Origin of the sequence: Geminicoccus harenae (assembly GCF_019800005.1) — a bacterium.
Lineage (GTDB): Bacteria > Pseudomonadota > Alphaproteobacteria > Geminicoccales > Geminicoccaceae > Geminicoccus > Geminicoccus harenae.
Window position 1 is genome coordinate 123,683 of record NZ_JABGCL010000004.1, and the last position, 22,864, is coordinate 146,546.

At 70.2% G+C, this 22,864-nt stretch carries 18 protein-coding genes; 4 read left to right on the forward strand and 14 right to left on the reverse strand.

The annotated features are described in order from the left end of the window. Nucleotides 1-71: 71 nt before the first annotated feature. From HLA95_RS04560 to gltX, 3 genes are all read right to left on the reverse strand, one after another. Entirely contained in the window at nucleotides 72-1,274 is a 1,203-nt protein-coding gene (locus HLA95_RS04560; protein WP_191058461.1) for a pyridoxal phosphate-dependent aminotransferase, read from the reverse strand. 124 nt (nucleotides 1,275-1,398) lie between these two features. Continuing rightward, entirely contained in the window at nucleotides 1,399-2,703 is a 1,305-nt protein-coding gene (locus HLA95_RS04565) for a citrate synthase (protein ID WP_191058460.1), read from the reverse strand. 146 nt (nucleotides 2,704-2,849) lie between these two features. Then, nucleotides 2,850-4,277, reverse strand: coding sequence for a glutamate--tRNA ligase (gene gltX / locus HLA95_RS04570; protein WP_222182594.1), 1,428 nt, complete (start codon nucleotides 4,275-4,277; stop codon nucleotides 2,850-2,852). An 87-nt stretch (nucleotides 4,278-4,364) separates the two neighbouring features. On the opposite strand from gltX, the gene HLA95_RS04575 reads away from it, so the two are divergent. Together HLA95_RS04575 and HLA95_RS04580 are read left to right on the forward strand one after the other, a co-directional pair. Continuing rightward, on the forward strand, nucleotides 4,365-6,542 hold the full coding sequence (locus tag HLA95_RS04575; RefSeq protein ID WP_222182596.1) for a ComEC/Rec2 family competence protein: 2,178 nt from the start codon (nucleotides 4,365-4,367) through the stop codon (nucleotides 6,540-6,542). Next, on the forward strand, nucleotides 6,539-7,651 hold the full coding sequence (locus HLA95_RS04580; RefSeq protein ID WP_222182598.1) for a hypothetical protein: 1,113 nt from the start codon (nucleotides 6,539-6,541) through the stop codon (nucleotides 7,649-7,651). The genes HLA95_RS04575 and HLA95_RS04580 overlap by 4 nt, the downstream gene beginning before the upstream one ends. Nucleotides 7,652-7,654: 3 nt before the next feature. Here the strand turns inward: HLA95_RS04580 and HLA95_RS04585 are convergent, their stop codons facing one another. The 7 genes from HLA95_RS04585 to HLA95_RS04615 are packed head-to-tail and all read right to left on the reverse strand — an operon-like array spanning nucleotide 7,655 to nucleotide 18,260. Continuing rightward, a complete protein-coding gene (locus tag HLA95_RS04585; RefSeq protein WP_191058775.1) occupies nucleotides 7,655-8,581 on the reverse strand; it encodes a choline/ethanolamine kinase family protein in 927 nt (308 codons plus the stop codon). 19 nt (nucleotides 8,582-8,600) lie between these two features. Next, nucleotides 8,601-11,009: a GcvT family protein gene (locus tag HLA95_RS04590; protein WP_191058776.1), complete on the reverse strand. Its 2,409-nt coding sequence runs from the start codon at nucleotides 11,007-11,009 to the stop codon at nucleotides 8,601-8,603. 4 nt (nucleotides 11,010-11,013) lie between these two features. Beyond that, nucleotides 11,014-13,458 carry a GcvT family protein gene (locus HLA95_RS04595; protein WP_191058777.1) on the reverse strand — a complete coding sequence of 815 codons (2,445 nt, stop codon included), beginning with the start codon at nucleotides 13,456-13,458 and terminating at the stop codon, nucleotides 11,014-11,016. Further along, a complete protein-coding gene (locus tag HLA95_RS04600) occupies nucleotides 13,455-14,345 on the reverse strand; it encodes a phosphotransferase (protein ID WP_191058778.1) in 891 nt (296 codons plus the stop codon). Before HLA95_RS04600 ends, HLA95_RS04595 begins: the two co-directional genes overlap by 4 nt. Continuing rightward, nucleotides 14,342-16,276, reverse strand: coding sequence for an ABC transporter permease (locus HLA95_RS04605; RefSeq protein ID WP_191058782.1), 1,935 nt, complete (start codon nucleotides 16,274-16,276; stop codon nucleotides 14,342-14,344). Before HLA95_RS04605 ends, HLA95_RS04600 begins: the two co-directional genes overlap by 4 nt. Nucleotides 16,277-16,314: 38 nt before the next feature. Continuing rightward, complete coding sequence (locus HLA95_RS04610) at nucleotides 16,315-17,346, reverse strand: quaternary amine ABC transporter ATP-binding protein (RefSeq protein WP_191058779.1); 1,032 nt, start codon at nucleotides 17,344-17,346, stop codon at nucleotides 16,315-16,317. Between the two features lie 8 nt (nucleotides 17,347-17,354). Beyond that, nucleotides 17,355-18,260, reverse strand: a complete 906-nt coding sequence (locus HLA95_RS04615; protein ID WP_255591500.1) for an ABC transporter substrate-binding protein — start codon at nucleotides 18,258-18,260, stop codon at nucleotides 17,355-17,357. Nucleotides 18,261-18,483: 223 nt separating this feature from the next. Here HLA95_RS04615 and HLA95_RS04620 point away from each other — a divergent pair, with 223 nt between their 5' ends. Further along, a complete protein-coding gene (locus tag HLA95_RS04620; protein ID WP_222182600.1) occupies nucleotides 18,484-19,299 on the forward strand; it encodes a DeoR/GlpR family DNA-binding transcription regulator in 816 nt (271 codons plus the stop codon). Nucleotides 19,300-19,439: 140 nt separating this feature from the next. After that, a complete protein-coding gene (locus tag HLA95_RS04625; protein WP_222182602.1) occupies nucleotides 19,440-20,270 on the forward strand; it encodes an alpha/beta fold hydrolase in 831 nt (276 codons plus the stop codon). Nucleotides 20,271-20,324: 54 nt separating this feature from the next. On the opposite strand, the gene HLA95_RS04630 is transcribed toward HLA95_RS04625, so the two are convergent. From HLA95_RS04630 to HLA95_RS29055, 4 genes are all read right to left on the reverse strand, one after another. After that, nucleotides 20,325-21,632, reverse strand: a complete 1,308-nt coding sequence (locus HLA95_RS04630) for a calcium-binding protein (protein ID WP_191061620.1) — start codon at nucleotides 21,630-21,632, stop codon at nucleotides 20,325-20,327. 64 nt (nucleotides 21,633-21,696) lie between these two features. Further along, nucleotides 21,697-21,903 (reverse strand): hypothetical protein, encoded by a 207-nt coding sequence (locus tag HLA95_RS04635; RefSeq protein WP_191061621.1) that lies wholly within the window; start codon nucleotides 21,901-21,903, stop codon nucleotides 21,697-21,699. Then, nucleotides 21,900-22,451: a hypothetical protein gene (locus HLA95_RS04640; RefSeq protein WP_322100106.1), complete on the reverse strand. Its 552-nt coding sequence runs from the start codon at nucleotides 22,449-22,451 to the stop codon at nucleotides 21,900-21,902. The genes HLA95_RS04635 and HLA95_RS04640 overlap by 4 nt, the downstream gene beginning before the upstream one ends. After that, on the reverse strand, nucleotides 22,361-22,864 hold the full coding sequence (locus HLA95_RS29055) for an MFS transporter (RefSeq protein ID WP_322100099.1): 504 nt from the start codon (nucleotides 22,862-22,864) through the stop codon (nucleotides 22,361-22,363). The genes HLA95_RS04640 and HLA95_RS29055 overlap by 91 nt, the downstream gene beginning before the upstream one ends.

The following is a 22,864-nucleotide window of genomic DNA, read 5'->3' on the forward strand; positions in this document are numbered from 1 at the left end:
GAACGCGTTACGGGTGTAGTCCGGTATCCGGCGCCACACCGCCCGCTGCGTCCACCCCGGGTCGGGACCGTTCAGGAAAGCGCCGCGCAGGCCTTCTGGATCCGCGCGCAGGCATCCTCCAGGACATGGGTCGCGGTCGCGTAGGAGATCCGGAAGTAGGGGTCCAGGCCGAACGCGCTGCCATGAACCACGGCCACGCCAACCCCTTCCAGGAGGTAGCGGGCGAAATCCTCGCTCGACCCGATCACTTGGCCCTCCGGGGTCTTCTTGCCGATCACGCCCTGGCAGGACGGATAGACATAGAAGGCGCCCTCGGGCTTGTGGCAGGACAGGCCGGGGGCCTCGTTCAGCCGCGCCACCACCATGTCGCGCCGCTGCCGGTAGACCTCGTTGCGCTCCGGCAGGAAGGACAGGTCGCCCTCCAGAGCCGCCACGGCTGCCGCCTGGCTGATCGAGCTGGGGTTGGAGGTGCTCTGCGACTGGATCGTGCCCATGGCCTTGATCAGGTCCCTGGGCCCGCCGGCATAGCCGATCCGCCAGCCCGTCATGGCGAAGGCCTTGGACACGCCGTTGCAGGTGAGCGTGCGCTCCATCAGGCGCGGTTCGACCTGGGCAGGGGTCGCGAAGGTGAAGCCGTCATAGACCAGGTGCTCGTACATGTCGTCGGTCATGACGTAGACCTGGGGGTGCTTCAGCAGCACCTCGGTCAGCGCCTCGAGCTCGGCGGCGGTATAGGCGCTGCCGGTGGGGTTGCTCGGCGAGTTCAGCACCAGCCACTTGGTCTTGGGCGTGATCGCCCGGTCCAGATCCTCGGCCTGGAGCTTGAAGCCATGCTGCTCCAGGCAGGGCACGAATACCGGGGTGCCGCCGGCCAGCAGCACCATGTCGGGATAGCTCACCCAGTAGGGTGCCGGGATGACCACCTCGTCGCCCGGGTTCAGCGTCGCCATGAAGGCGTTGTAGAGCACCTGCTTGCCGCCGGTGCCGACCGTGATCTGCTCCGGCGCATAGTCCAGGCCGTTCTCGCGGCTGAACTTGGCGACGATTGCCTTCTTCAGGCGCGGCGTCCCGTCCACGGCGGTGTACTTGGTCTGGCCCTGGTTGATCGCCTCGATCGCCGCGGCCTTGATGTGGTCCGGCGTGTCGAAGTCCGGCTCGCCGGCCGCCAGCCCGATCACGTCCCGGCCCTTGGCTTGGAGCTCGCGGGCGAGGTTGGTGATCGCGATGGTCGGCGAGGGCTTGATCCGGCCCAGCGCCGCGGAGATGAGAGCCATGGAAGCTACCCGAGCATGATCGAGACGGTTTGCGGCCTGCATCTAGCAGGCAAATCCCGTACTTCCCACCCCTGCCGCCGCACGGTCCCGCGGGATTCATGCAGCGGCAGGACGATCGGGCGGTTCAGCCGCGCTGGTCGAGCGGGGTGAACGAGCGGCGGTCGTAGCCGGCATAGAGCTGGCGCGGCCGGCCGATCTTCTGCTCGGGGTCCTGGATCATCTCGTCCCACTGCGCGACCCAGCCGACCGTGCGGGCCAGGGCGAAGATCGCGGTGAACATCTTGGACGGGATGCCCAGCGCCTCCAGGATGATGCCCGAATAGAAGTCGACGTTCGGGAACAGCTTGCGCTTGACGAAATAATCGTCGGAGAGCGCGATCCGCTCCAGCTCGCGCGCGATCGCCAGCAGCGGGTTGTCGGCCTTGCCGAGCTGCGCCAGGACCTGATCGGCACTTTCCTTCAGCACCTGGGCGCGCGGGTCGTAGTTCTTGTAGACCCGGTGGCCGAAGCCCATCAGGCGGAAGCCGCTGTCCTTGTCCTTGGCCTTCTCGATGAACTCCGGGATGCGCGCAGGATCGCCGATCTCGCGCAGCATGGTGAGCACGGCCTCGTTGGCACCGCCATGGGCGGGCCCCCACAGGGCGGCGATGCCCGCCGCGATCGCCGCATAGGGGCTGGCACCGGTCGAGCCCACCAGGCGGACGGTCGAGGTCGAGGCGTTCTGCTCGTGGTCGGCATGGAGGATGAAGATCCGGTCCAGCGCCTTGGCGTGGATCGGATCGACCTCGTAGCGCTCGCACGGCACCGAGAACATCATGTGCAGGAAGTTCTCGGCATAGGACAGGTCGTTGCGCGGGTACACGAAGGGCTGGCCGATCGTGTACTTGTAGGCCATCGCCGCGATGGTCGGCAGCTTGGCGATCAGCCGGTGGGTCGCGACCATCCGGTGGTGCGGATCGTCGGAGTTCAGGTCCTCGTAGTAGAAGGCCGAGAGCGCCCCCACCACGCCGATCATCACCGCCATCGGGTGGCTGTCGCGACGGAAGCCGCGGAACAGGAAGTGGATCTGCTCGTGCAGCATCGTGTGGTAGGTGATGTCATGCACGAACTTCGCCTTCTCCGAGGCGGTCGGCAGCTCGCCGTTCAGGAGAAGGTAGCAGACCTCCAGATAGTCGCTCCTGGTCGCCAGCTCCTCGATCGAGTAGCCACGATGGAGCAGCACGCCCTCGTCACCGTCGATATAGGTGATCCTGGAGGTGGTGCTGGCGGTCGACGTGTAGCCGGGATCGTAGGTGAACATCCCGGTCTGGGCGTACAGCTTGCGGATGTCGATGACGTTGGGCCCAAGCACGCCGCCCAGCACGGGGAGCTCGGCGGTCTTGCCATCAGGCATGGTCAAGGTCGCCGACTTGCCGGTTGAAGCTGTCATCGAGCTCTCCTCGTTGTTCCTTGCATTGTCGAAACGCCAGTCTTCACCCGGTCAGCCGGAGATTGGCACGGATTGTCCTTGGTCGACATCTGGCTGCGGCTCATCGATGCGTGCAGGAAACGCAGCATCGACGCGCCGGTTGCGCGTCACCGACGGGGGTTCTTCTCCGGATTGCGGCCGGCCGCGGCGTCCTCCAGCCGGGCCCTCACCTCGTCCCTGCCCAGCACCACCATGACCTCGAATAACCCGGGCGACACCGTAGAACCAGTCAGTGCCACACGCAGCGGCTGCGCCAGCTTGCCAAATCCCAGCCCGATCTCCGTGGCATAGGCCCGGCACTCGGCTTCCAGCGTCGCCTCGTCGAACGGCTCCACCGCCGCCAGCCGGGCCGCCACCGCGCCCAGCCGCTCGCGCGCCGCCGGGTCGAGCAGCTTGGCGGCGTCGCTGGCGATCCGGATCGGGCGCGGCTCCACGTAGAAGGCCGCTGCCTCGGCCAGCTCGACCAGCGTGCGGCAGCGCGCCTTGAGCCCGCCCATCCCCGCCTGGAGCCGCGCAGCACCGGTCTCGTCCAGGGTGAAGCCGACCTCGGCCAGGATCGGGCGGATCAGCCCGATCAGGTCCGCGTCGGCGTGCGTGCGCAGCCAGTGGGCATTCAGCGAGGTCAGCTTCTGCATGTCGAAGCGGGACGGCGAGCGGCCGACCTGCGCCATGTCGAACCAGCGGATCGCTTCCTCGGTGGAGATCACGTCGGCATCACCATGCGACCAGCCGAGGCGCATCAGGTAGTTGCGCATCGCTTCCGGCAGCATGCCCATGTCGCGATAGGCCTCGATGCCGAGCGCGCCATGGCGCTTGCTGAGCTTGGCCCCGTCCGGCCCGTGGATCAGCGGGATATGGCCGAAGGTGGGCGGCTCCACGCCCATGGCGCGATAGAGCTGCACCTGGCGGAAGGTGTTGGTCAGATGGTCGTCGCCGCGGATCACGTGGGTGATGCCCATATCGGCATCGTCCACCACCACGGACAGCATGTAGGTGGGCGTGCCGTCGCCGCGCAGCAGGACCATGTCGTCGAGCTGGACGTTCGCCACGGTGACGTCGCCCTGGACCATGTCCTGGACGGTGGTCTCGCCGGTCTGCGGCATCTTCAGCCGGATCACCGGATCGACGCCGGCCGGCGCCAGGGCCGGATCCCGGTCGCGCCAGGTCCCGTCATAGCGGGGCTGGCGGCCCTCTGCGCGCGCCTTGGCGCGCATCGCCTCCAGCTCCTCCGGCGTGGACCAGCAGCGATAGGCCTTGCCCTCGGCCAGGAGCCGGTGGGCGATCTCGGCATGGCGGCTGGCCCGGGCGAACTGGAATACCGGCTCCTCGTCCCAGTCCAGGCCCAGCCATTCGAGGCCCTGGAAGATCTTCTGGATCGCGTCCTCGGTGCTGCGCGCGCGGTCGGTGTCCTCGATGCGCAGGAGGAACTTGCCGCCCTTGGACCGGGCGAACAGCCAGTTGAACAGGGCCGTACGCGCCCCGCCGATATGCAGATAGCCCGTCGGCGAGGGTGCGAACCGGACGATTACACTCATTAGTTGATATCCTGTCCGACCCGAATTAACCTTAAGTTGATGCGACGCTAGCCCGCGCGTCGCGCTTTAGCACGGGACCGCTCGCAGGTGCAGCAAGGTCGGACGACCTGGTCGGCGGCAGTCCGGCAGGGTGCCGGGAGGGGCGCCCTCCGCTCGTTCGCAGCTCTCCTCGCCCTGCACCGCCTGCTCCTGGCGGAACGGCATCGCTGGGCGCTGTGGGCGCCCGTGCTCATGGGCCTGGGTGTCCTCCTTTATATGGTACCGCCGGACGATCCGCCGAACGGCTGGACGGGCATGGCCCTCCTCGTCCTGTCCGCGGCAGCACTCGCCGCCCTGCGCGCCCTCTACGCGCGCCAGACCGCGCTGGCGACCCTGGCCTGCCTGCTGGCCGCCCTGCCCGCGGGATATCTCGTCGCCGTCTGGCGCACCGGGCAAGTCGACACGATCTCGCTGGCCCGCCCGCTCACGCTGGAGGTCGAGGGCCGCATCGTCGCGGTCGAGGGGCGGGCGCGTGGCCACCGCCTGACCCTGGACCAGGTGGCGGTGCTGGACCGCGAGCTAGCCGCGGTGCCGCAGCGCATCCGCATCGGTGTGGCCAAGGGTGCCGAACTGCTGGCCGCCGGCGACCGGATCCGGATCCGCGCCCGTCTGGAGGCTCCGCAGCCGCCGGCCCTGCCCGGCAGCTATGACTGGGCGCGCGACGCCTGGTTCCAGGGCCTGGGTGCGGTGGGCTGGTCGCTGGGCGCGCCCACCCTGTTGGTGGCCGGTGCCGGTGAGAGCGGCCCCGCTCTGTTCGTCGAGCGGATCCGCACCGCGCTGAGCAACCGGATCGCCGGCGCCACCGAGGGTGCTGCCGGGGCGGTGGCCGCGGCTCTGGTGACCGGGCAGCGGGGTGCCGTCGACAACCGGGTCTGGGAGGACATGCAGCGCTCCGGCCTGGCCCACCTGATCTCGATCTCGGGGCTGCACTTCACCCTGGTGGCCGGCGTGGTGTTCTTCCTGGCGCGCTGGGGCCTGTCGCTGTGGCCGCGCTTCTGCCTGCGCCTGCCGGCCCAGAAGGGTGCCGCGGTCGCCGCAATCCTGGCCTGCGCCTTCTACCTGGTGATCTCGGGCGCCTCCGTGCCGGCCCAGCGCTCCTTCGTTACCGCCACGATCGTGTTCACCGCCGTGCTGGTGGACCGCGACCCGATCTCCTTGCGCCTGCTGGCCGTGGCGGCCACGGCCGTGCTGCTGGCGGCCCCGCACAGCCTGCTGGGCCCGTCCTTCCAGCTCACCTTCGCGGCGATGGTCGGCCTGATCGCGCTCTTCGAGGCGCTCTCGGCACGGCGCGCCCGCAAGCCCGCCACCTCGAGCGGCCCGACCCGACGCGTCCTGGCCTATCTCGGCGGGATCATGCTGACCACGGTGATCGCGACGATCGCCACCGCACCGTTCGGCGCCTGGCATTTCGGCGTGGTCGCGACCTGGGGCGTGGTGGCCAACATGCTGGCCGTACCCCTCACCTCGTTCGTGGTGATGCCGGCCGCGGTGCTGGGTACGGCCCTGCTGCCGCTGGGCCTGGACCAGCCGGCCTTCATGGTCATGGGTGCCGGCGTGGCCCTGGTGCTGTGGCTCGCGGCGGAGATCGCCGCCTGGCCGCATGCCAGCTTCGCCATCCCGGGCATGACCGGCGGCTGCATCACCCTGATCGTGCTGGGCGGGATGTGGCTGGCCATCTGGCAGCGCCCCTGGCGGCTGCTGGGCCTGCCGCCCGTGCTGCTGGGCCTGGGTATGGCGGTACTGGGCCAGCCACCGCGCCTGTTCGTGGCGCCCGATGCCAAAGTGGTGGCCGTGCTGGCCGAGGACGGCCGGCTCGTGCGCACGCCGGGCGAACTGGACGGGCGGGTGGCCGAGGCCTGGCGCACCCGCACCGGCGCCTCCGGGCGTCTCGCCCGCTGGCCCGAGGCGGCACCCGGCCGGCCCGGCTGCGACCCGTTCGGCTGCACCCTGGAGTTGGCCGGGCACCGGGTCGCCGTGCTGACCGGCCAGGGCGATCCCGGCGACGACTGCCGCCATGCCGACTTGGTGCTCGATCTGGTGGCCGAACGAGCCTGCCCGCCGCCGACCCGCACCATCGGGCGCAGTGCCCTCCGGGCCGCCCGCGGCCTGGAAGCCAGGCTCGAGTCCGGCAGCCTCCGGTTCGCCGCCCTCAGCGCCGCCCGCGGCGACCGGCCCTGGAGCCGGAGCGCCCATCCGCAACCCCGCACCCCCGGATCCCAACCATGACGCCGCCCCCTGACCTGCCGGATCCGCTGCTCCGCCGTATCGGTGCCAGGCTGCGCACCAGCGACCTCCTGACCGCTCTGGTGGCGGCAGCCGCCCTGGTGCTGGTGGCGGCCGTTACCTGGGGTGCCCGGCTGGACGCGGCCGGGTCGCCGGCGCCGGACCCGGCCGTGGCCGCCGCCATCGCCGATCTGCGCCGGAGCTTCGGCTATGACGGCATCGCCCACGATCTGGAGCGGCTGCGCGGGGGTGGCGATCCGACGATCCGCGCTGCGGCCGAGGCTGGCCTGCGTCGGGCACGCGCCGCAATCGGGCTGCTGCGTGGCCGGCTGGACGACGCGACCGGTCAAGTTCAAGGCGCGCTCGACGAGCTGGAGGCTGCCGGACGGCGAGCGGAGATCCTGCTGCGCGCGGGCCTGAGCGAACCGAGCGGCCGGCTGCTCGACCTGCCGGTGATCGAGCCTCTGCTCGTGCTGGACCACGCCATCGAGACGCTGCGTGATCAGGCTGCTTCGAGCCATGCCGGCCTGCCCGACCGCCTGATGCTGTTGCTGGCCGGTTCGGCCTGCCTGCTGGCGGCAAGCGCGCTCCTGCTGGCCGGCTGGCTGCGCCTGGGGCTGCTCCTCCCGCTGCGCCGGCTGGCGGGTGGGCTCGCCACCGGTGACGTACCGGAACTGGCGCGCCTGGCCGAGCGCGGCGACGAGATCGGCCTCCTGGCGCGGCGCTGTGTCCAGGAGCCGCCGCCCGCCGAAAGAGTGCCCGCCGAGCAGCAGCGCCTCCTGGAGGAAATCCGCGACTTGGTGCCTAGCCAGGCGGAACGCGCGACACCGCCCGCCCCGGCAGCGCCGCCGCTTCGCCTCGACCTGTCGCTACCCACTACCCCGGGCCCCTCGCCGGAGCAGCCGCAAGGCGGCGCCACCGCGCTGCACTCGATCGTGGAGATGGTCGCCAAGGAGCAGTTGCGCCGCCATGGCGAGCGGCCGGTGCTGACGGGCAGCGGCCAGCCCGATGACCAGGTGATGACTGCCCTCGTCGACCGGGTGCTGGCGCGGCTGGACCAGGTGACCCAGCGGGTCAGGGCCACGGACGGCGCGGCACGCCGCGCGTCCTGAGGCTCAGCCGGGCCCCGCCTGCACGTCGCGCAGGCTGCGGGCGAACCGGTCGGTCGCCATCAGCCGGCGGCAGCGCTCGAACCGGCCGACCGCATAGGCCCAGAAGTCCTCGGCCGGGTTGCCGTCGGCATGCTGGATCAGGCCCCAGAGCGTCCAGAGCAGGTCGCACATGGCTTGGTAGATCACCATCCGCCCGGCGTCGAACGGGTGCGGCGGCCCGCCGAAATAGGCGTGGAGGAGGCGCCGGTCCATGTCCCGGTCGAACTCGGCCTCGACCGACAGGTCGCCTAAGTCCCACATCGGGTCGTTGATGCCGGAATATTCCCAGTCGACCAGCCAGATGCGTTCGCCATCGTCCAGGAAGTTCTCGCACAAGGGGTCGCAGTGGCAGGCAGTGAGCGGCAGCTCGTGCGCCGCCAGCGCCGCGCGCACCGATCCGGCCTCGCGGACCACGTCGTGGTAGCGTTCCGGCACCGCCGCCCCTTTCTGGCCCAGCACCTGCAGGTACTGGTCGATCATGCCGAACAGCTCGAAGCGGAAGGTGAAGCCGCTGGCCTCCGTGTGTAGTCGCCGCAGCGCGAGTGCCGCCCGCTCGACGGCCCCCGGCCGGCTGCGGAACCGCTCCGGGCTCATGGTCACCACCCCGGGCAGGAACCGGGTGACCATCACCCCGTCCGCGCCGAAATGAACCAGTTCCGGCGACACCCCGGCCGCGGCGGCCGCCCGGGCGTTCACCGCCTCGACCTTGCGGTCGATATAGTCCTCCGTACCCCGGCCCGGCAGGCGCAGGCACCATGGCTCCGGCCCGCCGGTCACGGCGAACACCAGATTGGTGAGCCCGCCCAGGCGGCGCAGCTCCAGCGGGCCATCGCTGCCCGGCAGCCCCAGCCGGGCCAGTGCTGCCTGCGCCTGCGCCACCTCGTCACCCATGGCACTTCTCCCCCTTGGATCACCCCCGCAGCCGCTCGCCCTTCGGGTCGTAGATCGCACGCCGCCCGCGCCAGGCCGGCCAGCGCTGGCGGTAGGCCTCGATCTCGAACCGCTCCTCCTTCGCCAGTTCCGTCGGCAGGAAAGCGAAAGCGACCGTGTGCCCGACCGTGTGGCCGAAGCCGGCGCTGGTGGTGCTGCCGACCGGCCGGCCGTCCAGCAGCACCACCTCCCCGCCGACCAGCGGTGCGAAGCCGTCGATGCCGAGCGTCACCAGCCGGCGCGCCGGCCCCTGCTCCTTGATCCGCAGCAGCGCGTCGCGGCCGATGAACGGCCCCTTTTCCAGCGCCACGGCGAAGCCCAGGCCCGCGGAGAACGGATCGATCTCCGGGCTCACCTCGCTGGACCAGTAGACATAGCCCTTCTCCAGCCGGAGCGTGTCGAGCGCCCGGTAGCCGGAATCGGCGATGCCATGCGGTTCGCCTGCCTGGCGCAGCTCTTCGTAGACATGGGCCGCATGCTCGATCGGGACGTGCAGCTCGTAGCCGAGCTCGCCGACATAGCCGATCCGGGCGGCGAGGGCCCGGCCCAGGCCGATCTCGATCTCCCTGCCCGTCAGATAGGGCAGCGCTGCATCCGATACGTCGTCGTCGCTCACCGCCGCCAGGATCTCGCGCGCCTTCGGGCCCACCAGGTCGATCACCGCTAGCGCCCCGGTCACCTCGCGCAGCTCCAGCCCGTCCGGCAGATGGCGGCGCAGCCAGCCGGCATCACGCGTGCCGAACTGGCTGCCGGTGACGATGTAGAAGCGCTCCTCGGCCAGCCGCATCACGGTGAGGTCGGCCTCGATGCCGCCCTGCTCGTTGCAGCACTGGGTATAGACACAGCTGCCGACCGGCCGGTCGAGGTCGTTGGCGACGATGCGCTGCAGGGCGGCAAAGGCGCCGCTGCCGGCCAGCTCGAACTTGCTGAACGAGGTCAGGTCGATCAGCGCCACCCGTTCGCGCACCGCCCGGTGCTCGGCGGCCACCGCCTCGAACCAGCCGGGCCGCTGGAGGAAGCTCGGCCGCTCCTCGGCCGGGCTTCCGGGCAGGCGGAACCAGTTGGGCCGCTCCCATCCGGCCTTGGATCCGTACACGGCACCTCGTGCCTTCAGCGTGTCGTAGAGCGGGCTGCGCCTGGCGCCACGGGCGCTGGTCAGTTCCTCCACCGGCCAGTGGATGCTGTAATAATTGCCGTAGGACTCGCTGCTGCGCTCGGCGAGATAGCGGCGGTTGGCCTGCTGGCGGGCGAAGCGGCGAATGTCGAACGGCCACAGGTCCATGCCGGGGTCGCCCTCAAGGATCCAGTTGGCCATGGCGAGGCCGGCCCCGCCCGAGGCCGCGATCCCGGCGGTGAAGCCGCAGGCGACGAAGAAATTGTCGAGCTCCGGGGCCAGGCCCATCACCGGCTCGCCATCGGCGGAAACCGGGATCGGCCCGTTGATCAGGGTCTGGATGCCCACGTCGTTCAGGACCGGCAGTCGCTCGGCGGCGCCGAGCGCTATCGGCTCGAACCGCTCGAAGTCGGAGGGGAACAGCTCGCGGCCGAAGTCGAACGGCACGCCGCCTCGCCAGCAGGCCGGCGCCCCCTTCTCCCAGCCGCCGATGGCGAACGCGCGCACGTCCGGCTTCAGGTAGAAGATCCGGTCCGGGTCGCGGAAGGTCGGCAGGTCCTTGGGCAGGTCGAGCTTCTTCTCGGTCACCATGTACTGGTGCTCGACCGCACCGGCGGCGATCGCCACCCCGGCCAGCTCGCCCACCCGCTTGGCCCAGATGCCGGCGCAGTTGACCACGATCTCGCACCTGATCCGGCCATGGTCGGTCAGGACCGCGGTGATGCGCCGGCCCTGCTTCTCGAACCCGGTGACCAGCACGCCCTCCCGGATCCGCACCCCGTCCCGCCGTGCCACCGCGGCGAAGGCCTGGGTCAGGCCATAGGGGTCGATATAGCCGTCCGACGGGATCCAGGCGGCACCGACCACACCGTCCGTCGTCATGAACGGGAAGCGTGCCTTCGCCTCGGCCGCCGAGATCTCGTGGGCCTCGAAGCCGAACCCCTTGGCCTGGGTCAGCGAGCGGCGGATCTCGGCCATCCGCTCATCGGAGGACGCGATCCGCAGCGAGCCGCACTTGCGCCACTCGATCGCCTGGCCGGATTCCGCCTCCAGCCGGTCGAACACCGCGACCGAATCCTGCATCAGCCGGGTCAGGTTGCGCTTGGAGCGGAGCTGGCCTACCAGCCCGGCCGCATGCCAGGTCGAGCCATGGGTGAGCTGGGCCTTTTCCAGCAGCAGCACGTCGCGCTGGCCGGCACGGGCCAGATGGTAGGCGATCGCGCAGCCGATCGCCCCGCCGCCGATGATCACGATCCGGGCCTGGGTATCGGTCATGGCGTCAGGCCTTCACGCGTGCGGAGGCCGGGTCGTAGGGCGGTTGGAGGAAGACCTCGGCCGGCACCCGTTCGCTCGCGACCTCCAGCTCGTAGCGCCCGGACAGCACGAACGCCTCGTCCACCCCCTCGTCCGGGCGGCGGACATAGCCGTAGCCGATCGGCCGGCCAATCGTGTGGCCGAACCCGCCGCTGGTGAGCCAGCCGACCCGCTGCCCATCACGATAGATCGTCTCCCGGCCGAGCAGGACCACCTCCGGGTCGGCCACGGTGAAGCCCGCGAGCAGGCGGGGCAGCTTTGCCGCCGCCTGGCCCGCCAGCGCCTCGCGCCCGAGGAAGGGCAGGTTCTTCTTGAGCTTCACGGCAAAGCCCAGGCCCGCCATCAGCGGCGAGTGATCCGGGCCGATGTCGGAGCCCCAGGCGCGGTAGCCCTTCTCCAGCCTGAGCGATTCGATGGCACGATAGCCGGCATTGGCGATGCCATGCGGCTGGCCGGCCGCCATCAGCCGGTCATAGAGCGTGGCCGCGAACTCGACGGGGACATGCAGCTCGTAGCCCAGCTCGCCCACATAGGTAATGCGCAGCGCCAGCACCGGCGCACCGGCCAGGGCCAGCCTGCGGCAGCGGCCGAACCGGAACGCGTCGTTACCGACATCATCCGCCGTCAGCGCCTGGAGCACGTCGCGCGAGCGCGGCCCCATCAGGGAGAACACCGCATGGGCCGAAGTGACGTCGACCACCCGCGCGTCCAGGCCATCCGGCAGGTTGCGCCGGATCCAGTCCAGGTCGTGGGTGGCGAACCCTGTGCCGGTGGTGAGGTAGAACTCGTCGTCGGCCAGCCGCGCCACGGTCAGGTCGCACTCGATCCCGCCGTGTGCGTTCAGCATCTGGGTGTAGGTGAGCGTGCCGGGCGGGCGGGCCACGTCGTTGGCGCACAGCCAGGACAGGGCAGTCTCCGCATCCCGGCCCACCACCAGGAACTTGGCGAAGCTGGTCTGGTCGATCACCACGACCCGCTCGCGGCAGGCCCGGTGCTCGCGCGCCACCGCCGCAAACCAGTTCGGCCGGCCATAGGTATAGACGTCCCGCGCATCCTCGCCCTCGGCCGCGAACCAGTTGGGCCGCTCCCAGCCGAGCTTCTCGCCAAAGCAGGCACCTTGTGTCTTCAGCCGGTCATAGACCGGGGAGCGGCGCAGCGGCCGGCCGCTCTCGTGCTCCTCGAAGGGCCAGGCCATGGTGTAGTGCTTGCCGTAGGCTTCGAGCGTCCGGGTGCGCACCCAGTCCGGGTCGGCATGGGCGCGGCCGAACCGGCGGATGTCGACCGGCCAGAGATCGAAGGGCGGTTCGCCGTTCCTGACCCATTCCGCCAGCGCCATCCCGGCACCGCCGCCGGACGCGATCCCGAATGCGTTGAACCCGGCGCCGACGAACAGGCCGGAGAGTTCCGGGGCCTCCCCTAGGATGAAGTTGCCGTCCGGGGTGAAGCTTTCCGGGCCGTTGACCAGCTGCTTGACCCCAGCGGTCTCCAAAGCCGGTACCCGGCCCAGCGCCAGTTCCATGATCGGCTCGAAATGGTCCCAGTCGGGCTGGAGCAGCTGGAACTCGAACTGGTCCGGCACCTCCAGCATCCAGGGCAGCGGGTTCGGCTCGTAGCCGCCCATCACCAGGCCGCCGACCTCCTCCTTGTAGTAGGTCAGCCGGTCGGGATCGCGCAGGGTCGGCAGGTCCGGCGTGACACCCGGGATCGCCTCGGTGATCAGGTACTGGTGCTGCACCGGGACGAGCGGGACGTTGACGCCCGCGGTGCGGGCGAGCTGCCGGGTCCACTGGCCGCAGCAGAGCACCAGCCTGCCGCAGCGGACCGTGCCACCGGACGTCCTGACACCGATGACCTTGCCGCCTTCCGCCAGGATCTCCTGGACCGCTACGCCCTCGCGGATCACCACGCCGGCCTTGCGCGCCCCGCTGGCCAGCGCCTGGACGATGTCGCTGGGGCTGGCCTGGCCGTCGGTCGGCAGGAAGGCGGCACCCACCACGTCGTCGACGGCCATGAGCGGCCACAGCTCCTGCGCCTCCTTGGGCGAGAGCAGGTGCATCTCCAGGCCGAACGAATGGGCGGTGGTGGCCTGGCGGCGCACCTCCGTCCAGCGCTCTTCATTGCAGGCGAGCCGGAGCCCGCCATTGCGCTTCCAGCCGGTGGCGTGCCCGGTCTCGGCCTCCAGCCGGTCGTAGAGTGCCACCGAGTAGCCCAGGAGCTGGGTGATGTTGGCGCTGCTGCGCAGCTGCCCGACCAGTCCCGCGGCATGCCAGGTGGAGCCGGAGGTGAGGCGGCCCTGCTCCAGGAGCAGCACCTCGCCCGCCCCCATCTGGCCCAGATGATAGGCCACCGAGGCGCCCACGATCCCGCCGCCGACCACGACGATCGCGGCACTGGAAGGAAGCTCGCTCATGCCCGCTCCATGGCGTCGAGCGCGGCCACCGCCGCCTCCAGACGCGCGAGATTGGCGGCCGTGTAGGCCGGATAGTCGAAGTCCAGGGTCGAGTGGATCTCGGAGACCATGCTCCACATGGTCTCGCGCAAGAGCGAGGCTGCCGCCATCGCCTGAGCCTGGACGCGGTCGCGGTCGGTCAGGCGCCGGCCGTGATAGGCCTCGGCCAGGGCCAGCGCCTCGCCAGGCTCCAGCTCCGCGTTCGAGGCGAGCCCGCCCAGGTCGAACAGCGGCGAGTTGAACCCGGCATATTCCCAGTCGACCAGCCAGAGCCGCCTGCCGTCGTCCAGGATGTTGGCCGGCAGCAGGTCGTTGTGCCCGAACACGATCTCGACCGGCTGCACCAGGCGCTCCAGCCGGTCGGCCAGCGTTGCGAATTCAGGCAGGCGCTCACGGTGCCGGCTGTTCCCCTCGCGGAGCGTGTGCCCGTAGTCGCGCAGGACGTGGAACACCCAGAACATGAAGCCGGCACCGCGCAGATGGAGCGGCACCAGGCGATGGCAGTCCCGCAGAAGTGCCACCAGCTGGTCGCGATTGGCAGGTGCCCGCACGTCCTCTGCCGAAAACGGCCGGGCCTCGACATGGTCCAGCACCAGGATGCCCGGCTCCGCATGGACCACGGCGGGTGCCAGGCCCGCCGCCGCGGCGGCACGGCTGGCCGCCAGCTCGTTCGCGCGCACGATGCCATGCTGCGGGATGTCGTGGCCGACCCGGACCACGAAGTGCTTGCCGGCATCGGCCACCACGAAGTTCAGGTTGGTGATGCCGCCGCCCAGGGGCTCGGGCGTCACCGCTCCCCGCCAGATCGGCAGTGCCGCCACCAATGCTGCGGCTTCGTCCGGTGTCACGCGACCGCCCCCCTCGCCTTGAGCCGCGCCACGCCCGCCTGGATCAGCCGGTCCGCGGTGATCGCGATGAACGCGACGCAGAGGCCCGCGATGACGCCCCTGCCGGTATCGGCCTTGGTGAGCGCCACATAGACCTCCTGGCCGAGATCGCGGGTGCCGACCAGGGCGGTGATCACCAGCATGGACAGGGCCAGCATGATCGTCTGGTTGAGGCCCAGCATGATCTCCGGCAGCGCCAGCGGCAGGCGGATCCGGGTTAGCAGTTGCCGGTTGGTGCAGCCGGCCGCCGTGCCGGCCTCGATCAGCACCGGCCGGATCTGCTGGATGCCGTGCGCGGTGTAGCGGACCGCGGGCGCCAGCGCGTAGAGCACCACCGCGATCATCGCGGTGAAGTCGCCCACCCGGAACAGCATCACCACCGGGATCAGGTAGACGAAGCTCGGCAGGGTCTGCAGCGTGTCGATCACCGCTTCCAGGACCCGCCATGCCCGCCTGCTGAGCCCGCCCAGGATACCCAGCGGAATCCCGATCAGGGCGGCCACCAGGACCGACACGCCGCACAGATAGACGGTCAGCATGGCGTTCTGCCACTGGCCGTTGAACACGATGAACAGACCGAACCCCAGCAGCAGCAGGGCGAGCGGCGGACCCTGGAGGCGCCAGCCGGCCAGCACCGTCACCAGCACCACCCACGGCCAGGGCAGCTCGGTCAGGAAGCGCCGGACCGGCACCAGCAGGTTCAGGACGATCGCGGTCTTGATCGCCTCCAGCGTGTCGAAGAAGTGGACGTTGATCCAGCCGACCAGGTCCGCGAAGAACGGCCCGGTGGAAAGCGTCCAGGCGTCGGGGTAGCGGGCGATGCCGGGCAGAAGCAGGCCCAGCAGATAGAGGCCCAGCAGGACCGCGACGAACAGGATCCAGAAGCGCTGCCCCTGCCCCGGGGCCCGCTCCTGCGTGGCGCGGCTCAGCCGGTCGAGGGCTACCGCCAGCAGCACAATGGCGAGTCCTGCCTCCAGGCCGCCGCCGATGTCGAGCCGGCGCAGCGAGGTCAGCACGTCGTAGCCGAGCCCGCCCGCCCCGATCATCGAGGCGATGATCACCATGTTGAGCGAGAGCATGATGACCTGGTTGACGCCCACCAGCAGGCTCGGCCGTGCCGCCGGCACCAGCACCTTCCAGGTGAGCTGGTGCCGGGTGCAGCCGGCCATCACGCCATATTCCTTCACCTCCTGCGGCACGGCGTGCAGCGCCTGCATGGTGATGCGGACCATGGGCGGCATGGCGTAGATCACCGTGGCGAGCGTCGCCGCGACCGGGCCGAAGCCGAACAGGAACAGGATCGGCACGAGATAGGCGAAGATCGGCACGGTCTGCATCAGGTCGAGCAGCGGGGTGATCAGGCCCGCCACCTTCCGGCTGCGAAAGCCGGCGATCCCGATCAGCAGGCCGCCCGCCACGCCGAGCGGCACCGCGATCGCGATCGAAGCCAGCGTCACCATGGCACTGGCCCACTGGCCGAACACGGCGAGGTAGAGGAAGGCCAGCCCGGCCAGCGCCGCCAGGCCCCGCCCGCCCCAATGCCAGCCGAGCATGGCGGCAGCCGCCACCACGGCGAACCAGGGCATGGGCGGGAGGACCTGCACTGCTGCCGAGCCCTGGCCGCGCATGACACCGGTCGCGAACAGGGCGGTCGCCCATTCGAGCGGCCAGCCGAGCAGCCAGGAGATCGCCCGGGTGAGCTCCTGGAAGCTGAACAGGCCGAGGCTTGCATCCTCGACCAGCCAAGCCAGGAAGGCGGACACGTCCTTGTCCCAGCCGAGCCGCCAGGCCCGCGGCACCTCGGAGAGCCATTTCGGGTAGGGCAGCGGCAGCAGGGCCAGCGCCAGGGTCACTGCCAGGATCAGGGTCCAGAGCAGCAGGCCCGGGCGCATGGGCCGCGCGCTCGTGGCCGGCCGGACCAGCGCCAGGCTCACCGCACCATCTCCCGGCCCAGCAGCACGGCCAGTACGGCCGAGCGATCGATCAGCCCCACCGGCCGGTCGCCCTCGGTGACGAGGTGGGGGATCGGCGCTGCCTCGACCTTCGCGGCGATCGCCTGGACCTTGGCGCCGGCATCCACCGCACCCGCCACCTCGATCCGCTCGTCCAGCGGGCGCATGATGGCGCGGGCGGTCAGGATCCGCGCGCGCGGCGCCTCGCGGGTGAACTCCGCGACGTAGCTGTCCGCCGGATGCAGCACCAGTTCCTCGGGCGTGCCGGTCTGGATGATCCGCCCGCCGCGCATGATCGCGATCCGGTCGGCCAGCCGGATCGCCTCGTCGAAATCATGGGTGATGAAGACGATCGTCTTCTTCAGGCCGGCCTGCAGGCGCAGGAACTCGTTCTGCATCTCGCGGCGGATCAGCGGGTCCAGGGCCGAGAACGGCTCGTCCAGGAACCAGAGGTCCGGCCCCACCGCCAGCGAGCGGGCGATGCCGACCCGCTGCTGCTGGCCGCCCGAGAGCTGGTGCGGCAGGTCGTGCTCGCGGCCGGACAGGCCCACCAAGGCGATCATCTCCCGCGCCCGCCTGGTGCGCTCGGCCCTGGCCACCCCCTGCACCTCCAGGGGAAAGGCGACGTTGCCCAGCACCGTCAGATGCGGCAGGAGCGCGAAGTTCTGGAACACCATGCCCATCTTGTGGCGGCGCAGCCGGATCAGCTCGGCCGGCGACGCGCGGGTCAGGTCCTGGCCGTCCAGCAGCACCTGGCCCCTGGTCGGCTCGATCAGCCGGGACAGGCAGCGCACCAGCGTGGACTTGCCCGACCCGGACAGGCCCATGATGACGAAGATCTCGCCCTCGCCGATGGCGAGGCTGGCATCGGCCACCCCGGCCACCAGCCCGGCCCGCTCCAGCGCGGCATCGTCGGGATCCGGCCCCAGCCGGTCCAGGGCGGCACCATCGGCAGCGAACAGCTTCCAGATGCCGTTTGCCGCGAGCTTGACCGGGCGGGCGGCCGCCATGGCCGGCCCTACTGGCCGATCCAGGGCTTCCAGCGGCTCTCGTTGGCCGCAACCCACTCCTCGACCACCGCCTCGATCGGCCGGCCGTCCAGGTCGACTGCCCCGATCATCCGGCCCATCTCGTCGTTCTCGACCTGGAAGGCCTGGATCGCCTTGTGCGCGCCCGGCCACTTCTCGGCCACGCCCTGCCAGGCGACCTTCCAGATCGGCCCGCGCGGCTTGGCGCAGTCATGGGTGAGGTCGGGATTGATGCCCCAGGCCGGGTCCTCGTAGCAGGCGGGCTCATAGGGCGGGAACGCCACCCATTCGCCCTCGTACTTGATGGGCGCCCAGTGCGGCGCATAGATCCAGAGCAGGATCGGCGCCTTGCGCTGATACGCGCTCTCCAGCTCGGCGAACAGGGCCGCGTCGGTCCCGGCATGGACCACGACGAAGGGCAGCTCCAGGGCCTCGACCCGCTCCTCGTCGAACCCGCCCCAGGTCACCGGCCCGCCCAGATAGCGCCCGTCCGGCGCGGTCTCGGCGGTCGAGAACAGTTCGGCGCAGTCGGCCAGCGCCTCCCAGTCCGGCAGGCCCGGGCACTGCTCCTTCAGATAGGCCGGGTACCACCACTCCTCGATCGCCTGCATCCCGGTCTCGCCCAGGTTCACGACCTGACCCGTCTCGGTGGCCTCGTCCATCGCCTCGCGGCCGGTGGTCTCCCAGATCTCCATGGCGACATGGAGGTCGCCGGTCTTCAGTCCGGCGAACTGGGCCAGATAGTCGGCCTGGACATATTCGACATTGTAGCCGGCCTTCTCCAGCACCGAGCCCATGATCCGGGTGGTGATGTGCTGGCCCGTCCAGTCGTGCAGGGTGAGCTTGATCGGGTCGTTCGATTCGACCGCACCGGCATCGCCACCATGGAACGCCATCGGCAGCGCCACGGCAGCGGACAGCAAGAGACGCCTCACCATAGCTTCTCCCTCCCCTTTATCGGGCCGCTGGACGTGGCGGGCCTGGCACCCGTCCGTCATTCGGTCCTTTACCGGAACTGTCCGCCTGCAACGGTGGCGAGGTCAACAGGAAAACCACAACTTTGTTGATTTCGCGAGGACAGCGCCCCAGCTTCCGCGCCGGACGCAACGAGGCCGGTGCATGTTCCCCACCAAATGGCAGACCGCGATCATGACCACGCTGCGCGAGCGTGGCCGCTGCACGATCAGCGAACTGGCCCAGCACCTGAACGTGTCGGACGAGACCGTGCGCCGTCACACCCGGGCGCTGGTGGAGGAAGGCCGGCTGGTGCGCGCCCATGGTGCCGTGGCCCTGCCGCTGGCCCAGGCCGAGCCGCCCTTTTCCCGGCGTTTGAGCGAGCGCACCGAGATCGAGCGCCGGATCGGCCGGGCGGTGGCGGGCCAGATCCAGGACGGCCAGACGGTGATGCTGGACGGCGGCTCGACGACCACCTTCGTGGCCGAGGCCCTGCTGGAACGGCGCGGGCTCACCGTCGTCACCAACGCGCTGGAGATCGCCCGGACCCTGCTCGGGCGGCGCGAGCACCGGGTCTATCTCGCCGGCGGCGCGTTTAGGGCCGACATCGGTGCCGCGGTGGGCCCCGAAGCGCTGGCGCTGATCGAGCAGTTCCGTGCGGACGTTGCGATCCTGTCGATCGGCGCGATCGATGCCACGGACGGGCTGATGGATTTCGACCTCGACGAGGCCCGGGTCGCGCGGGCGATGATCGATGCCGCCGCCCGTACGGTCGTGGCGGCGGACGGCAGCAAGCTCGGCGCCAGGGCCAGGGTGCGGGTGTGCCGGTTCGAGCAGGTCGACACGATCGTGTGCGATGTCCCGCCGCCGGCTGCCCTGCAGGCGCGTTTGGCCGGCACCGAACTCGTCTGGCTAGCGGCAGCGGGCGACGCCCACCCGGCCGCGCCCGAGCCCGCGCAAGCGCCGGCAGACGCGCCGTGAGTCCCGACCACGCCGCCCGCCGAACGTAATCCCCCAACCCATCGGATTCTGTCGGTTCCGCTCCAGCCCGATTCTTGCAAGGCTGCACTGTGCTTTCGTTCGCGTGAACGGCACTAGGCGCTTCAGGAAAGGTTCGACCGATGAGCACCATCACCACCAAGGACGGCACCGAGATCTTCTACAAGGACTGGGGGGCCGAGGACGCCCAGCCGATCATGTTCCACCACGGCTGGCCGCTCAGCGCGGACGACTGGGACAGCCAGATGCTGTTCTTCCTGGGGGAGGGCTACCGGGTGATCGCGCACGACCGGCGTGGCCACGGGCGCTCCAGCCAGACCGATACCGGCAACGAGATGGACACCTATGCCGCCGACGTTGCCGAGCTGGTGGCGGCACTGGACCTGAGGAACGTGGTCCATGTCGGCCATTCCACCGGCGGCGGCGAGGTCGCGCACTATGTCGCCCGCGCGGAGCCCGGCCGGGTGGCCAAGGCCGTGCTGATCGGCGCGGTGCCGCCGGTCATGGTCAAGTCCGAGAAGAACCCGGGCGGCCTGCCGATCGAGGTGTTCGACGGCTTCCGCGCGGCCCTGGCCGCCAACCGCGCCCAGTTCTACCACGATGTCCCGGCCGGCCCCTTCTACGGCTTCAACCGGGAAGGTGCGACCGTCTCGCAGGGTGTGATCGACAACTGGTGGCGCCAGGGCATGATGGGCGGTGCCAAAGCCCATTACGACTGCATCAAGGCCTTCTCCGAGACCGACTTCACCGAGGACCTGAAGCAGATCGAGGTACCGGTCCTGGTCATGCACGGGACGGACGACCAGATCGTGCCCTACGAGGATTCCGCACCCCTATCGGTGAAGCTGCTGAAGAACGGCACGCTCAAGTCCTATGACGGCTTCCCGCACGGCATGTGCACGACCCATGCCGAGGTGATCAACCGGGCCCTGCTGGCGTTCATCAAGGGCTGAGGCCGGGAGCTTCGGCACGAGCCCGGCGGCGACGCGGCCGCCGGGCTGCCGGTCTCATGCCGGCGGATGAAAGGCGCTCATCGACGTCGCCGCATCGATGTCCGCCGCACCCAGTGCCGTGACGCCGAACAGGGTGATCGTGCCGTGCGTGGCGACCAGGGACTGATACGGCAGCTTCGCGGCATCGATCACGAGCGACGCCCTGGTCTCGCCGTCATGGCTGACCGGCTGGACGGACACGGCCGCGTCGCCGCCGTCCAGCACGCCGCTGCCATCCGTGTCGAGATCCTGGAAGCGGACCACCGCCCGGCCGCCGCCTTCGCCGGTGGCAGGGTGGCCCTCGGCGGCAAAGGTGATCTGCAGCCGGTCCTGCCCGCGAACGAAGTCCAGGATCAGGTCGTCCGCCTGGTGGACCCGCGTTTCCCGGTCCGTAAGGAAGAAGTCCATGAAGTGGACGGCGAACAGGTCGTTGCCGCTGCCGCCGCTGAGCAGATCGTGGCCGTTGCCGCCCACCAGCGTGTCGTCGCCCATGTTGCCGTCGAGCACGTCGTCACCGCTCTGGCCCCAGACGATGTCGTCGCCGAGCCCGCCCGAGACCCGGTCGTCGCCGTCCCTGATGTCGATATAGTCGTCGCCGGTGCCGCCGCGGACCAGGTCATTGCCATAGCCGCCCTCCACCCGGTCGTCGCCATCGCCGCCATCCACGACCGTCCCGGGAAAGGACGGCAGGTAGATGTCGTCCAGGCCGAGCAGGATCTCGTCGTCGCCCTTGCCGCCATGGATGGTGCTCTGCGTGTAGGGGGCCATGATGAAATCGTCGCCGGCACCGCCGAACAGAAAGTGCTCCCCCTCGGCCGGAACCTCGTACTCCTCGGCCTGGGCGATGATGCGGTCGTCCCCGTCCTGGCCGAAGATCGTGTCGCTGCCGAGGCCGCCCTGGAGCAGGTCGTTGCCCGCCCCGCCCTGCATCCGGTCGTCGCCGGCCTCGCCATTGAGCGTGTCGTCACCCTCCCCGCCCTGCAGCAGGTCATGGCCCGCCTGGCCCAGCAGGACATCGTCGCCGTTCCCACCCTGGAGCGTGTCGGCGCCGTCGCCGCCCTGTAGCCGGTCGTTGCCCAGGCCGCCGCGCAGGATGTCATCGCCGGCATCGCCCACGAGCAGGTCGCCGCCCTCGAACCCGCTGATCAGGTCGTTGCCATCGCCGCCGCGGCCGAAATCGTCGCCCTGCCCCAGCTCGATGACATCGTCGCCGCCCCGGCCCCACGCCTGGTCGTCGCCGTCCTCGGCAAAGATCAGGTCACGCTCCTCCGTGCCTTCCAGTACGTCGTCCTGCATCGAGCCTGTCACGACCGCCACTTGCATGCCCCCTTGCTGATCGGCGTCCGCGCGCTTCATGTCAGACCGGCAATGATCTGTCCATTTACCGTCAGTCGCGTCCGGCCGGCAGCCGGCGTGCCAAGCCCAGGAGCGGCAGGATCAGGGCGACCGCCGCCGTCGCGAGGAAGACCAGTCCGCCCAGCAGCCCCACCGCATCGGCGACCACGCCCAGCGCCACCAGCGGGATGGTGTTGCCGAAATAGCCGGCCACGTAGAACAGGGACACGAAGGTCGCGCGCTGGTCGGGTGGGGTCACCAGGTTCCCGTGCCGGCCGCCCCCACGAACGCGGCGCCATAGCCGATCCCGGCCGCGAGCACGCTGCCGACGAACAGGAGCGGCAGGCCGACCCAGGCACCAAAAGTGCAGGCCAGCAGGGCCGCCACCACCAGCACGGCACCCCGGATCATGCAGGTTGCCGGGTCACGCTGCCGGCAGATGAACTGGACGATGCCAGCAACCAGCTGGAAGCCCACCACGGTGAAGGCGCCGACGGCCGGATCGTTCAGGTCGAACAGCCGGGCGGTGAAGGTCGGCCCCAGCGCCATGAAGGTCGAGCCGATCGACCAAGCCAGGATCAGTGCGGTGGCCGCGGCGACGAACGGCACGCGGATCGCATGCAGGGTCGGCAGCACGCCGTCGGGGCGCTCCGGCCAGTTGGCGACACTGGTGGCGGGCTCGCGTGCCGCAGCCGGCCAGGGCAGTGCCACCAGGGTCAGCGCGGTGACGAGCGACAGGCCAGCCAGCAGGGCGAAGGGCAGCCGGGTGGGCCACCAGCCGAGCTGCAGGGCGGCAGCGCTGATGATGGGCCCAAGCGACGCGCCCGCCGTGAACGCGACCGAGGCCATGACGGCGGCACGCACCCCGCGGCGCAGACCAGCAGGGCCGGGACGATCACCAGCCGCCGGTCGGACAGGCGGCCCAGGACCAGCAGGGCGGCGAGCGTGGCTACCGAGTAGATCGCGAAGATCGCGGCCAGCGTCGTGGCGCCGAGCTGCCAGCGCGCTTGGTAGACGGCATAAAGTGTCGAGGGCGTGGTGCTGTTCAGGATGGCGGCACAGATGGACAGCGCCACGAAGAAGCAGGCAGCCGATGTCCCGGTGCGGGCAGATGGCCTGGAGATTGGCCACCCGCTCCAGCTGTGCCGACAGGCCACGGCACGCCGCAACTCGGCTGCGCGCGTGCCGTGCGCATGGATGCCATTCGCGACCGCGGCCAC